Here is a 13,043-nt window from a genome sequence, read left to right as displayed (position 1 = left end):
CACCGTTTTCCGCTCATCGGCTATCAGGGCGGCCTGCGCCTCATGACGACCATCCTCGACAAGATCTTCGACAGGCTCGATCGCGAAACCATGCAGACAGCCGTGACGGATTATTCCTACGACCTCACGCGCTAAGAGCGGCGGTCGGCGCAGCGCCGGCCCGGGCATCATGGGATCGCGAGCCTGTCGCGGAAGAGCCGCCGGGCATAAAGGGCGTCAAGGAGGCTGTGGTTGAGTTGAGAAGATCCTTCGGCACGGCCGGCGGCAACTCTGGCGAGCATTGAGGAAAAGAGGATGACTGGCATCCCGATAACATTGCCGCATGATTCCGCAGACAAAACCCGGGGGGACGGCGTTGTCCTTTAGTATCTTTCATCGCATCCTATGGCTGTTTCTATGCGGCAATACTCTTATTGTCTACTTCGTATCGGGTTCCATCCGTAGCGCAGTCGTGACGACAATGGTTGGTTCGCTGTCTCTGCAGCTAGCTTATTTTGGAGGTGTACTTCTCCTGGTCTGGCGGGCTGGCCGCGCCCGGAGAGCTGTTCAAAGAACTGAGCAATGCGATTCCCATGACGAGAACGGTATCGCTAATAGACTTCGGCGCAGGTGACCCCTCGGTAAGGTGTGCCTGCTTTCGGAGTTATCAATACTCGCGCAAACGTTGAAATGAGTTTGATCATTTAGCTTATGAGCGATCGGAACTCCGCCCGGAAGGGCGATCGGACAGTGATCGTATCATTCTCAAGGGGGGCATAGGGGCATAGCGGCATATGATTTTTGCATGGAGAGCGACGGACAGCTGACCTTAGTATGCGGCCCCTCACAGTATCGCCTCGACTAAAGAGGGCCCGCGCTTCAGGACGAGGACTAAATGATGGCTATCAGTGACGATGGGTCGTTGGCCACCCCTTTTATGAAATGCCTCGTGCGGTTGGTCCGCGCTCGGGATTCCTACGGATTATGGAAGGGCAAATGTGACGCCGAGTTGCTGGCCAACTTCACGGTTACGGAGGAACAGCGGCGTGCCATCCCCGTCATTGGCGACCCCGATCCGGACGTGCTGTGGAGGCTTGACCTCTTTTACGCCGCCGTCGGCGCCGCTATCGAGGAGCGCTCGGGGCTTTTGATCTCGCGGACGATGGAGATCAGCGATGAGGGCATCGGCCGAGTGCTCTTCACAACCAGACGGCTGGTGGTGCTATCAAAGACCCTGCGCGACGTTCACCGGTTCGGCTTCAATACACTTGGCAAATGCGCCAAGACCGGCACGGCGTTGGTCAAGGATGCGATGATGAGCATCGAAGCTTATCCGGACGTAGCGCGGGCGTAATGGGCCGGTATTCAAGGAACAAGACCATGACAGATCTTGAAGAGCTGAAGCAGAGGGTTCGAAGGCTGCAGTCGCGCGCTGCGACTTCGAAGACACAATTGCACGATCTTGCCGAGTGCCTACCGAACCATTGGACGGAAATAGTGGTCGTCGCCGAGAAAACGTTCGACGCCTTTGCTCAGTTGGACGCTGCCAAAAGAGAACTCGCCGCGTTGGAGAATTCTCGATGACAAGCTCTTTCGTGACCCCCGACGGTTCCAGATGGGATGCCGGAAGTCTGATCCCATCGATGTCGATGCATTGGCTGCGGGGGACGCCAGCGTTTGCCCAAAGAACTGCGAGGCTCATGTCGCAGCCGACAAGATTGCCACATGATTCGACAGACAAAACCCAGGGGAACGGCGTTGTCCTTTAGTATCTTTCATCGCATCCTATGGCTGTTTTTATGCGCCAATGCCCTTATTGTCTACCTCGTATCGGGTTCCATCCGTAGCGCAGTCGTGACGACAATGGTTGGTTCGCTGTCTCTGCAGCTAGCTTATTTGGAGGCGTACTTCTTCTGGTCTGGCGGGCTGCCGGCGCCCGGAGAGCTGTTCAAGGGGCCGAGCAATTGCATGGAGTGGACCGGCCTGGGGACCCTGGTACAGAGGGCACTCACGGGCGCCCTGATGGGGATCCGTGCTTTGACTGTTGAAGGGGCCCCTTGCTACCCGTTTCATGAAATGCCTCTTGCGGCTGGTCCTCGCTGAGGTTTGCTATCGCCTATGCAAGGACAACTCCCCGCTGGGGTTCTGGCCGCCTTCACTGTCACGGAGAAACAGCGCCCTGCGATCTCGTGGTCCGGAATGCGACGGGTGTCAGACCTTGAAGCGCGGAACAAGAGTGTGCGTAAGCTGCAGCCCGTGCCGGAAAGCGAGGATGAAATTGCATGACGTTGCCGAGGACCTCCCAATCGCTGGAGCTAAATCATGTAGACACGAGAATACGTTTGGCAATTCTTCTCAGGCCGGCGCTGGCGGGATTGCTGGATGATCCGACGGCACTAGGTGGGAACGGCACCGTCTTCAGATTAATTCAACATTGAATCTTAGCGCTGCTTCTCTCTGCGGAAGCGCCGCTTCTTAACTCAATCGCAATTATAGTGAAAAAGTGATGCTGGATCTGACGAATGCGAGGCGCATAGGAATTATCGGCGGCGGCACTGTCGGCTGGCTTGCAGCGATAGCGCTTCGACGCATCTTCGACGTTGACGTCGATGTAACGGTCGTGGAGGCTCCGACGGTATTTCCGCTTGGCCCAGGGGAGGGGGGCTCGCTCAACCTGACTGACACGTTGTGCCGCAATGGGATCGACGTGGACGTTTTCATTGGTGAAGCCGACGCCACCCACAAGCTTGGTGTGCTCTATGAGAATTGGAGGGGTGGAGGAATCTCGGATCACTACTACCGCATGTTCGGGGGATCGGGCATACCCGAAATCGAGTGTCGCGTCGAGGGCTTCTTCCCCCTGCTGTCGGCGAGAATTGCCGCAGGTGAGAACCTTCACACGTATATCCCTGGCTTTGAGTTAATCAGGAGGGGGGCATCCCAAAACGAAATCGACGAGTTGCTTGCAACAGGTGAGTCCGGGCTGTACCCATCCTATCATTTCAATGATGCCGAATTCGAGCGATGCCTGAGGCGTGTCGGACTGGCACGTGGGATCACTTCCCGCGCGACTGTAGTACATGGCATGAGGCTCGACGACCGAGGTCATGTAAGCGCCCTGCAGCTCGGAGGCGAAGAGCTTGAAGTCGATTTCGCCGTCGATGCCTCCGGATTTGCCAGAGTCGGGCTTGGCACAGTCTTTAATATGCACTGGTGTTCGTTTGCAAATGTCTTGCCAACTGATCATGCGATCATCTTTGAGCTCGAGCCGCGAGAACCGCCCCTTCAATGCGTTACCCGTGCTACCGCAATGAAAGCGGGATGGATGTGGGAAGCCCCATTGAATCGCTCGATCCGTGCCGGCTATGTGTTCAGCAGCAGACATGCGGATGCTGCGATGGCACTCGCAGAGCTTGAGCATCAGTATGGATACCGTGTGGAGGCGAAGCACGAGCTTTCGCCAGCTCAAGGTTATTTCTCAACTGCGTGGATAAACAATTTCGTGGCGTTGGGAACGGCCTCCGGTTTCGTCGAGCCGCTGGAGGCTGCACCTGCCGCCCACACCTTCGAACAGTTGAGGAATTTGGAGTGCGTTCTCGCCAACGGAAGCGGCATCGTTCCCGCTCAGGCCATCGAAGCCTATAATAGCGCGAACGCACGGTGCTGGACGGGTGTTCGCGACTTCCTTAGGCTGCACTACGATTGCAAAGGAATTGACACACCGTTTTGGCGGGATCTTGCCGGAGCCGAGTTGCCGGAGGGATATGCTGACCTGAGGGCCTGCTTCCAAAAACGGACACCGCGCTTTATCGATATCCAACCGTATGTCGCAAGCGGATGGCAGAGCCTCTTCCAACAAATTGACTGGATTTCGGTAGCGGCCCCTCTAGGAGTAGTGCCGCCGGCGGCGGCATGCGCCGAACTACGCCGGCTTTCGGCGGAAAGTCAAACTGAGGTCCAGGCCTATGTTGACAGGCTGAAGGGAACAATAACCAAGATCAGCAGCACGAGGGGATGGATGCACTAATCTCACATCCAAGCCCACTTGTGGCCGGGGCCGTGTGCCAGTTTTCCTCACTTAACGGCATGACCAGCCGGGGTCGAAATACTCGACTTGACCGCGCCCACGTTGAGCCGAGTGTCTCCCAGGGGACACGCCTAAGGAATCAATGCAGAGCTTGCCGCCTTCGCCAAATCCAATTTTGCATGCTGGGCTTTGTTGTCGGTTCCCGGTGTCAGGGTGATCGTAACCGTCTCAAGACGCAGCTGGAATACATCAAGGCTGTGGAAGTAGAGCGAAATGCCTTGGTGGCTCGGCGACAACACCCTCTTGCCCTTGGCCCTAGTGGCGGTCATCAACGGAATCGTTCCGGAGTTTGCGGGGCTCCTGGATTCGGAAGGCCTTCTCCCACATTTCGATACTCGAGGTAACTCGCGCTTATGCGGGTCTCGCTCCATCGCCATGGCAGAGCGGTGTCATTGACCGTGAGCAGGGTGTCTCAATAGTAGTCAATCGACGGTTGCGAACGGCTATGGTCCAGAGGCCTCGCGCAGAGTTGTTATGCGCAACGCTTCCTGTAGCAATACCTGCCGCATCCAGATGCTCGCCTGATCCCTGTTGTGCAGAGTGGGCCACTGGACAGCTTGGGCGAATGGTGGAAGTGGCAGCGGAAGTTCGACGATCCGCAGGGGTGTTGTTTTTGCGAAATGCTTCACCAGCCGTAATGGCATCGTCGCTATGCGATCGGTGCCCGTCAGCAAAGGCGGGATCAGACTGAAGCCCGGCACGACGACTTCAATGCGCCTCTTTAGTCCGTGCTCAAGCAATATCCAATTCTCGATGGGGGGCTTCAGCGTACTTCCAAACTTAGCCGCAACATGCCCCATCGATACGTAGGTATCGAAAGAAAGCTGGCGAGTTAGCTGCTTGTTTGTGGGGCAACCTACGCATACCAGCGTGTCGTCGAGCAGTTTCGCCTTGGGATGGTCGCTCGATGCGAACAATTCTGGAAGAATCAAAAAATCGACGTCACCGTACCGGAGAAGTTCATCGGGATCCTCAGTGAGAGGCAGCAACTCGAAACCGATGCTGGGCGCTTCTCGCGCGAGCCGTTTCACGACCCTTTCAAAAAACACCAGCATCATGACGTCGGATACGCTGATCCGGAAGCGTCGCTCTGACTGAACTGGGTTGAACATATCCCAAGAAATGATGGAGAACTGAATGTGCAGCAGGGCGTCGCGGACTGCGGGGGCGAGCGCTTTCGCACGCGGAGTTGGGATAAGTTCGCGACCCCGCATCGTGAACAGGTCGTCGCGGAAATAGGTACGTAGGCGGGCGATGGCGGCGCTCATGGCCGGCTGACTGAGGTTGATACTGCGCGCGGCTGCGGTAACGCTTCGCTTTGTCATCAGAGCGTCAAGCGCTACGAGAAGATTAAGATCAAGGCCCTTAAAACGCATGTTTTGATGCAACCAAAGCGTGGATACATAGTGATATTGTAGAATGAACGCAGTTGCCCTTGTCCTCGCTAAGATTGTCTTGAGCGGGCGTGCCGCCTCGCTTTAACCTTCCTGAGTACATCAATAGCATCTTTCTGGTAACCAGACGAAGCGATGGCGGATACTAGTGCGCATCGATCGGGAAGCGCTATGCAAAGTTCATATCCCGTCATGCGGTTGAGGTATGGTTCTGACCTTTGCGAAGGATCAGTGCTGCCAGCCTAACAATCCTTCCCTTCAGATGAAGTAAACGACCCAAATCTCTTTTGCAGGGGAAAGACTAGACCCCGATTGGACATTCAGAAGCTTAACGGCCTGTTGGTCGCGGACTGCAAATGCCGGACAACCCACCGGAGAATCCATTTGTATCTACTTCAAGTTGCTCTACTGGTTTTCGCCTGACATAAGAGTCCATATGGGATTCCCTTCGATGCATGCGTATGCGAGTGTGGCGCATGCGCACAGGAATATCATTCAACGTCTCGCCGACCGATCGCCAACGCCTGAGAGCCCTATTAGCGATCGCAATACGCCGCAAAGGTGCGTCTGGCGCGCCGAGATCATCCTGTTGAGTGCAGATGGTGTCGGCACCGTTGAATTCATGCGGCAGACCGGCAAGTCGAAGATCTGTGTGGCGCCGGCAGGAGCGCTTCCGAGGGTCTCTTGGCGACAAGACGCGCCCCTCGCGCATTGCTCCGCTCGGGCCGGAGATCAGCGATCGGGTGGTGGCGCTGACGCTCACTGAACCGCCGGCCGAGACGACGCACTGGACTCCCGGCCGCAGCGGGCATAAGCCATGGGCCGACCTGCGGGTCGTTGGAGAGCTACAATCCGCCAACGGTGGGGCTGAAGACTTTGCAAATTCCAGATGCGGCGCACCGCGCTGGTGCCACCGTGCTGTCGGTCGATGAGAAGAGCCACGTCCAGGCGCCCGACCGCACCCAGCCCGGTCTGCCCCTGAAGAAAGGGCGGCCCGACGCCACGACCCACGACTACATGCGGCACGGCACGACGACATTTTTTGCCGCCCTCAACGTCATCGACGGCACCGTCATCGGGGGGAACATGCAGCGTCACAGGCATCAGGAGTTCATCCGTTTTCTCGATGCCATCAACGTCCAGCTGTCGGCCGACAAGGCAGTCCACGTCATCCTCGACAACTATGCCGCCCACGAGCATCTCAACGTGCGCGCCTGGCTCGACAGCCATCAGCGCTTCACCTTTCAGTTCACGCCGACCTCGCGTTCGCGGCTCAACACCGTCGCGGGCTTCTTCTCTAAACCGTCGAAGCGTCGCCTCAGGCGCGGCGTTTTCACTCGCTCCTTGACCTCCACGCCCCATCAACCGCTTCCTGGCAGAGCACAACCAACATTCCCAAGCCCCTTCACTTGGACCGCCGATCCCGACAAAATCATCGCTGCCGTCAAACGCGCGCACCATGTGTTAGACTCCATCCACTAGTCGCTGGAACCAACTGTTGATCCGATGTTGGATAAGCCATTGTTGCCAGACATCATTCCACATTAGGTTCCGATGCGTACCATTGATTTGCGCCCAACCCCTACTGCTGCTGTTAATCAGCTTGGCTGACAAAAAGCTGACGTGGAGGCGTTTGGGGGCGTTGTTCATGTCGCGTCCGGGATGAAAGTTCACGCTCCGTTCGGTCTTGGCGTGTCTGGGGGAACAGTTCTTATTCTGACCGCTTGTGGACGGGCGCCGATAGCCGCTCAACATTTCCGTGCCGATTGACACGCCGGCAAGTGATCCCATCCGATCTCGCCCACACCGCTGTTTCATCGTTTCATCAAACAAAGTCGGGAGAGCCGCGCCGCTCAGGAGCGTCGTAGTGAGGTGAGGGACACACACCTCGATGAAGCGATGATCGTGTAACGTCGCGGTCCTGGCATCATAAGCCACCTTTACCCGCCGAGAATGTCCTGTACGTGGCAACTGGTATGGCCGCACGATCACCACCGCTGAGCTTGACAGCTCTATTGTCGAGCAAATCGCGCGGATCGTTGATCATTACTGCCAGATTGTGGCTCGTCGAACAGCCAATCGGCTGGTCGAAGGATTCGTCGTTGAGTAACGGGCTAGAAAGCGACCGACAGATAGGAGCGCGAGCATGATAGACAACGGCCTCTATTCGCACCGGGCCGCGGTCGTGTTGGTCGAACAAATGGATGTTGGCAGCGTCGATGCCCAGCTGCTTAGCCTGATGGGCCGCCTCTGCGCTGAGCCGGGACGACCCGCGGATAAGGAGGTGAAGGGCATCGCTCCGGCCGCGACTGGTCTTCCACAGGAAGGCAAGCAAACGCTGCTGTTCGGAAGCGTGAAGGCTCTCCAACGTCAGGACGGTGGCATCCTGTCGGACAGAAATCTGTGTCGATGGCTCTACATAGATCGGTGCAGTGCTTGTGCAGCCTGCTACGCTTGCTGCCAGAGCGATCAGGAGAGCTATGATCCGCAACGTCATTCGGTGACCCTATTCGATGATGAAACCGAGGTCGCCCGTGCCACCTGGTGAGTCGGTGCTGGCAGTAGCGTGGCCCCGCGGCGGAGTGGTCGCCCGGTCCAAAGGCGCCATCCGGTCCGTGGGTACACTCATCCGGTTGGGGCTGGAGCCTGGCCTGACGATGTAAGGAGTAACCAGAATAACCAATTCCGACTCTTCTTTTTGAAACGAGGACGAACGGAACAGGGCGCCAAGAATCGGTATTCGGCCGAGCCAGGGAAAAGCACTGATATCATTGTTGACGTTACGCCTGATGAGACCACCAATCGCAAAGCTCTGCCCGCTGGCGAGTTCGACGACTGTATCGGCACGGCGCGTGGAAACTGCCGGCACGGAGATCCCGTTGCTTTGAACGGCACCCTGTGACGATAGTTCACTGACTTCCGGCTTTACGTGAATGTTGATTAGGTTGTCGTCGAGAACAGTTGGCACGAATTCAAGGCCGACGCCGAACCGACGGAATTCAACCGAGGTTTGCCCATTTTCCTGCCGGACAGGAATGGGAAATTCGCCGCCGGCGAGGAAGCTGGCAGTTTCACCGGACATAGCGGTGAGGTTCGGCTCGGCCAAGACGGAAGCTATGTGCTCCTTGGCAAGCACGTCGAGGACCGCGCTGACGTTGACAGCACCGTTGTCGACTCCGATTTCTGCTGTGCCGCCGCCACCAGTTGCCGAACCAAGTCCGGCATCTCTGTTTAACAGGCCCACTTTGAAAGTGCCGATTTGACCGACGGCGGACAAGTTAATGCCGAGTGCCTTCATGGCGCTACGGGAGACTTCCGCTACGCGCACACTGAGATTAACCTGCAAAGAGCCGGCGACCTTGATGTTGTTGACGACCGGCGCACCGTCACCGAGAAATTGCTCAGTAACTCTTTTCGCAGTGTCAACGACCTCAGCATTGGGCGCTGTGCCGCTGAGGATTGCGCCGCGCGGCGTATAGCTGACGTGGATCGGGTAGTCGCCGACTTGGTCTCTCAACATGGCACGCAGATCAGCGATCGGCTGCGTTACTACAACACGCAACTCGGCGAGAGCCTCACCGTTTTCGTCCAAGGCGAATAGGCTGGTCCGCCCGAACTTCTTGCCAAAGACGAAGATTGTCTTATTGGAGGGTGCCTGATAATCAGCAATTGTTGGGTCGGCCACAAAGATGGTTGCGGCTGGCGCGGGCAAATGAACTGTCTTGCCAAGCGAAGAGTCAAGATTCAGCGTTGCGTTGATGCTGTTGGGAGCGGCACGAGGCACCGCTTTATCCCCGTTGTATTCGGCAACGGCGGACATTGGAGACAACAGAACGAGCGCGCAGAGAAGACTGCTCCAGTAAGGAACAGTTGGCCTCCGACCCGCGATGAGAGTCGGCCACCGATCGGCGCTACCATGACCAGTTGGAATGGCTTTCAAGGCAGTCCTTCCTTCAAATTCGACTGTGTAACGCGTCAGTCAATTCAAGAGTGTAGCCAATGCCGCGCACGGTCCTGATACGTAGCGTCGCACCTGACCTACTGAGATATCCGCGTAAGCGGTAAATTCCGGCTTCAAGCGCGTTGGTAGAAACTTCGTCGTTGAACGAATAGATTTGATCTTCCAACCGTGTACGCGGCACTATGCGACCCGCGCGATTAAGCAGATGCTCTAGAATACATAGTTCGCGACGCGCGATCACTAACGGATGACCGGCGACCGACACCTGCCGGCCGATCGGATCAAAATGCAGATTGCCAAATACAATGATGGGGCAAGTCATCTGTGTCGATCGGCGCAGAACGGCTCGCATTCTGGCGATGAGCTCATCCGTAGAGACGGGCTTACGCAGAAAGTCGTCCGCGCCACCATTGAATATCGAAATTCGCTTCTCGAGATCGTCGCGGCTACTCATCATGACGGCAGGAACTGAATACCCGTCGTTTCTTAGCTGCCTCAGCCAATCCAATCCATTGCCATCTGGCAGAGCCAACTCCAGCAGGAGAATTTCATAGCTCGCCGAAAAAAATGCACTCGACGCCTGTTCCAGAGTACCAACTACATCAACGGCAAAACCGCCTTCACCGAGCGCGCCTCGGACCGAGCGTGTAAGATCCGCATCCACGAGCAACGTTCGCATTTCATCTCCTATTAAGGGAAGACAGCCAATTGAGCACGTCACCGCGGGCTATGACCGGGAGGACAGCAGTATCGCGCAACTGGTCACAGTATTCGTACCCGCTCTTTGCGACGGCTAATCGGACGAGCATGTAAGCCAAATACCTGCAATAGCGGGGGTGAGAGCCTGTTGACGAGCTGAAATAGACCGGTCGGCCAGCCCATGATTTTTGCCTTGAGAGAAACTGATTGAGCTAATAGATTCTTCGGATCGAAGGCATCTGCATCATGGATGCATTTTCGCTACATCTATTTAACCGACATCGTCGATTTCATCCCAGGCCGCTAAGACTTTTTACTACGCATAGACTGCGGCAAGACCGCCGTCGATGGGCAGGTTGATACCGGCAAGCCAGCGGGCATCATCGGAGCAGAGAAACAGCACCGGACCGGCGATTTCATCGGCGAGCGCCGGGCGCTTCATCTTGTGGGTGTCGGCCTGAACACGCTCCTCGCCAAGCATGGTGACGAAATCGCCGAGGATCGGCGTGAAAACCGGGCCCGGAGCCACCGAGTTCATGCGGATGTCCCGCTCTATGAATAGCGAGCGGCTGCGTTTCATTGTCCAGACGATCAGGGCCTCCTTGAAATATTGGTAGCAGGTTTCCTGAGGCACCGGGTTGGCGGCGAGCCATGCCTGCCCTTCGACGAAGCTCGTTTTTGCGGCAAGCGTCTTGTGCAAGTCGGCTCGCATGGGCCATTCGGCGCCAAGGATCGAGGCAAAATTGACGATCGCGGCACCCTTGGGCATGCGATCGATCAGAGCTTCTGTCAGATGGCGGAGCCCGAGATAGTTAACGCGGGCCACCACATCCTTGTCCGCCGTGCCGGGTACGCCGGCCGCATTTACCAGCGCGTCGATGCGGGAGGGGAACTGCGCGAGTGCCGCATCGATCGCTGCCGGATAGCCGAGGTCGAGCTTGATGAATCCGTCGAGCGTAAGCATGGCGTCGTTGCGGTCGACGCCGATGACGGTCGCGCCCCGAAAGCGAGCGAGGCGGGCCACTTCGCCGCCGATGCCGGACGAAACGCCCGTGATGACGATGGTCTTTCCTGCAAGATTCATGATCGAATTTCCTTTGGTTGTGTGATCCGTCCGCCTAATGGCGCGCGGTGACACCCGATGGTTGGGTTAGCTGACGGTTGGATCAGAAGGGGTAGGGGGTTGCGGCGCTCTTCATCGAGACCCATTGCCATTGGGTGAATTCCTCGATGTCGGCCGGACCGCCGACGCGGGTACCGTTGCCAGACTTGCCGCGTCCGCCGAAGGGGGCGTAGGGTCCGCCATTCACCGTCTGATCGTTGATGTGCAATTGCCCGACATTCAGTTGGTCACCAAGCGTCACGGCGCGGCCAAGATTGGCCGAGATCACACCCGCCGCGAGGCCGTATTCGGATCGGTTGGCAAGCTCGACGGCCTGCTCGTCGGTGTCGAACGACACGATGCAGGCGACCGGTCCGAAAATCTCTTCCTCGAAGGCCAGCATGCCCGGCTTGACGCCGGACAAAACCGTCGCGGCATAGAAGTGGCCCTCATGCGTGCCTCCGGCCAGCAGACGGGCGCCCTTGGCGACGGCGTCATCGACGATCTTCTGGATTGTCTCGACCTGGGTATCCGAGATGATCGGGCCGAGAGCCACCCGGTTCGTGGAGGGGTCGCCGGCCGGCAGGTGTTGTGCCTTGGCGACGAGACGCTCGGTGATGCCCTGCTCGATCTTCTCATCGACCAGGATCAGGCCCGTCGCCATGCAGATCTGGCCTTGATGCAGGAAAGCGCCCCAAGCGGCATTCGATGCGGCAATGTCGAGATCGGCATCATCAAGGATGATGAGTGCGTTCTTGCCGCCGAGTTCCAGTTGCACGCGCTTCAAGTGACGGCCGCAGACCTCGCCGACCTTGGCGCCGCCGCGGGCCGATCCGGTGAAGGAGACCATGGCGATGTTGGGATCACTGCAGAGCGCTTCCCCCGGATCCGCGCCGCCCGGCAGGACATGCAGCACGCCTTTCGGCAGTCCAGCTTCCTCGAAGATCCGAGCGATGATGATGCCGCCGGAGATCGGGGTGCGCGGATCAGGCTTGTGCACGACCGTGTTGCCGAGCGCAATCGCCGCCGCGATCGAGCGGAGTGAGAGAACCAGGGGGAAGTTGAACGGTGAAATGACGCCGACTACGCCATGCGGCACGCGCCGCGCATAGTTGGTGCGGTCGTCCATGCCCGGCAGGAACATGCCTGTCGGCTGCAAGGCGAGTGAGGCGGCGTGGCGGATGAAGAGAGCGCCATGCTCGATCTCGATCATGGCTTTCGAATGAATCGACCCGGATTCCTGCGTGATCCAGCTCGCCAGTTCGGCGCCGTGCTGCTCCAGTAGATCGGCGGCGCGGTTCAGGATCGCGGCGCGTCGCGACGGCGGCGTCCTGGCCCAGTCCTTTTGGGCGGCGCGGGCCTGCTTGGCGGCGCGGGAGACATCAGCAGCGCCGCACAAGCCGACGGAGGCGAGGACGTTTCCATTGGCGGGGTCGGTCACGTTGATGGTCCCGGCCAAGGTCTCCTGCCAATCGGATATATAGGCCAAGCCGCCCCAACGCGCGGTGTCTAGAAATCTTTCTGCATGCATGTTCACGTTTCGGGCCTCCATCTCTCTGGTTCGGGAGGTCGCAGGCATGGCTTCGCCATAGTGAGGCCGCCCATGACGGGCCGCCCACAAGACGTATCCCTGATGCGTAGTCCTCCTCAAGTGACTCGGAAATTAGATCGCAATTGCCGTGCCAGTTCTCGCCGCGTTGCTGCCCTTTGCAGTCAGAGCCGAATTGTGCATTGAAATCATTGCCCTTTTCCGACTTGAACCGCGCCCGCAAGCGACCCAATCGGGTGATTGCGATTTTCTTTAAATGATGAAATTGTGCA

Annotated in this window: 11 protein-coding genes and 2 pseudogenes; 6 read left to right on the top strand and 7 right to left on the bottom strand. The window is 57.8% G+C overall.

Going from position 1 to position 13,043, the window contains the following annotated elements; translation table 11 throughout:
• The first annotated feature begins 322 nt into the window (after positions 1 to 322).
• From CO676_RS36865 to CO676_RS28035, 4 genes are all read left to right on the top strand, one after another.
• Positions 323 to 613 carry an exopolysaccharide production repressor protein gene (locus tag CO676_RS36865; RefSeq protein ID WP_280952059.1) on the top strand — a complete coding sequence of 97 codons (291 nt, stop codon included), beginning with the start codon at positions 323 to 325 and terminating at the stop codon, positions 611 to 613.
• 264 nt (positions 614 to 877) lie between these two features.
• Positions 878 to 1,333 (top strand): NifX-associated nitrogen fixation protein, encoded by a 456-nt coding sequence (locus CO676_RS28050; RefSeq protein WP_245424510.1) that lies wholly within the window; start codon positions 878 to 880, stop codon positions 1,331 to 1,333.
• Positions 1,334 to 1,359: 26 nt separating this feature from the next.
• Complete coding sequence (locus CO676_RS28045; RefSeq protein WP_097523489.1) at positions 1,360 to 1,563, top strand: CCE_0567 family metalloprotein; 204 nt, start codon at positions 1,360 to 1,362, stop codon at positions 1,561 to 1,563.
• A gap of 922 nt (positions 1,564 to 2,485) precedes the next feature.
• Positions 2,486 to 4,006 carry a tryptophan halogenase family protein gene (locus tag CO676_RS28035; protein ID WP_245424508.1) on the top strand — a complete coding sequence of 507 codons (1,521 nt, stop codon included), beginning with the start codon at positions 2,486 to 2,488 and terminating at the stop codon, positions 4,004 to 4,006.
• Between the two features lie 131 nt (positions 4,007 to 4,137).
• Here CO676_RS28035 and CO676_RS28030 read toward each other — a convergent pair whose 3' ends face one another.
• On the bottom strand, positions 4,138 to 4,335 hold the full coding sequence (locus tag CO676_RS28030) for a hypothetical protein (protein WP_097523487.1): 198 nt from the start codon (positions 4,333 to 4,335) through the stop codon (positions 4,138 to 4,140).
• Positions 4,336 to 4,354: 19 nt separating this feature from the next.
• On the opposite strand from CO676_RS28030, the pseudogene CO676_RS36380 reads away from it, so the two are divergent.
• A pseudogene (locus CO676_RS36380) lies at positions 4,355 to 4,505 on the top strand (IS110 family transposase); the annotation flags it as partial.
• Between the two features lie 4 nt (positions 4,506 to 4,509).
• On the opposite strand, the gene CO676_RS28025 reads toward CO676_RS36380, so the two are convergent.
• Positions 4,510 to 5,442 carry a LysR family transcriptional regulator gene (locus CO676_RS28025; RefSeq protein ID WP_026616039.1) on the bottom strand — a complete coding sequence of 311 codons (933 nt, stop codon included), beginning with the start codon at positions 5,440 to 5,442 and terminating at the stop codon, positions 4,510 to 4,512.
• A 494-nt stretch (positions 5,443 to 5,936) separates the two neighbouring features.
• On the opposite strand from CO676_RS28025, the pseudogene CO676_RS28020 reads away from it, so the two are divergent.
• Positions 5,937 to 6,942: pseudogene (locus CO676_RS28020) on the top strand (IS630 family transposase).
• Positions 6,943 to 7,387: 445 nt separating this feature from the next.
• On the opposite strand, the gene CO676_RS28015 reads toward CO676_RS28020, so the two are convergent.
• The 5 genes from CO676_RS28015 to CO676_RS27995 form a co-directional block, all read right to left on the bottom strand.
• The gene (locus tag CO676_RS28015) at positions 7,388 to 7,957 is read right to left on the bottom strand and encodes a CpaD family pilus assembly lipoprotein (protein ID WP_097523486.1); all 570 of its coding nucleotides are present in this window, start codon (positions 7,955 to 7,957) and stop codon (positions 7,388 to 7,390) included.
• Positions 7,958 to 7,966: 9 nt separating this feature from the next.
• Positions 7,967 to 9,400 (bottom strand): type II and III secretion system protein family protein, encoded by a 1,434-nt coding sequence (locus tag CO676_RS28010; RefSeq protein ID WP_245424506.1) that lies wholly within the window; start codon positions 9,398 to 9,400, stop codon positions 7,967 to 7,969.
• Positions 9,401 to 9,413: 13 nt separating this feature from the next.
• Positions 9,414 to 10,100 carry a response regulator gene (locus tag CO676_RS28005; RefSeq protein WP_097523485.1) on the bottom strand — a complete coding sequence of 229 codons (687 nt, stop codon included), beginning with the start codon at positions 10,098 to 10,100 and terminating at the stop codon, positions 9,414 to 9,416.
• Between the two features lie 336 nt (positions 10,101 to 10,436).
• Positions 10,437 to 11,204 carry a coniferyl-alcohol dehydrogenase gene (locus tag CO676_RS28000; protein ID WP_097523484.1) on the bottom strand — a complete coding sequence of 256 codons (768 nt, stop codon included), beginning with the start codon at positions 11,202 to 11,204 and terminating at the stop codon, positions 10,437 to 10,439.
• Between the two features lie 82 nt (positions 11,205 to 11,286).
• Positions 11,287 to 12,753 carry a benzaldehyde dehydrogenase gene (locus CO676_RS27995; RefSeq protein ID WP_097523495.1) on the bottom strand — a complete coding sequence of 489 codons (1,467 nt, stop codon included), beginning with the start codon at positions 12,751 to 12,753 and terminating at the stop codon, positions 11,287 to 11,289.
• Between the last annotated feature and the right edge of the window lie 290 nt (positions 12,754 to 13,043).

Source organism: Sinorhizobium sp. BJ1 (assembly GCF_002531555.1).
In the GTDB taxonomy this organism is placed as follows: domain Bacteria; phylum Pseudomonadota; class Alphaproteobacteria; order Rhizobiales; family Rhizobiaceae; genus Sinorhizobium; species Sinorhizobium fredii_B.
The sequence above is the reverse complement of the archived record's forward strand: the minus strand, read 5'-3'. Positions and strand labels throughout refer to the sequence as shown.

Coding starts and splice junctions, on each gene's coding strand:
- CO676_RS36865 (WP_280952059.1), top strand. CDS start 323: ATGATTCCGCAGACAAAACCCGGGGGGACGGCGTTGTCCTTTAGTATC.
- CO676_RS28050 (WP_245424510.1), top strand. CDS start 878: ATGGCTATCAGTGACGATGGGTCGTTGGCCACCCCTTTTATGAAATGC.
- CO676_RS28045 (WP_097523489.1), top strand. CDS start 1,360: ATGACAGATCTTGAAGAGCTGAAGCAGAGGGTTCGAAGGCTGCAGTCG.
- CO676_RS28035 (WP_245424508.1), top strand. CDS start 2,486: ATGCTGGATCTGACGAATGCGAGGCGCATAGGAATTATCGGCGGCGGC.
- CO676_RS28030 (WP_097523487.1), bottom strand. CDS start 4,335: ATGACCGCCACTAGGGCCAAGGGCAAGAGGGTGTTGTCGCCGAGCCAC.
- CO676_RS28025 (WP_026616039.1), bottom strand. CDS start 5,442: ATGCGTTTTAAGGGCCTTGATCTTAATCTTCTCGTAGCGCTTGACGCT.
- CO676_RS28015 (WP_097523486.1), bottom strand. CDS start 7,957: ATGACGTTGCGGATCATAGCTCTCCTGATCGCTCTGGCAGCAAGCGTA.
- CO676_RS28005 (WP_097523485.1), bottom strand. CDS start 10,100: ATGCGAACGTTGCTCGTGGATGCGGATCTTACACGCTCGGTCCGAGGC.
- CO676_RS28000 (WP_097523484.1), bottom strand. CDS start 11,204: ATGAATCTTGCAGGAAAGACCATCGTCATCACGGGCGTTTCGTCCGGC.
- CO676_RS27995 (WP_097523495.1), bottom strand. CDS start 12,753: ATGCATGCAGAAAGATTTCTAGACACCGCGCGTTGGGGCGGCTTGGCC.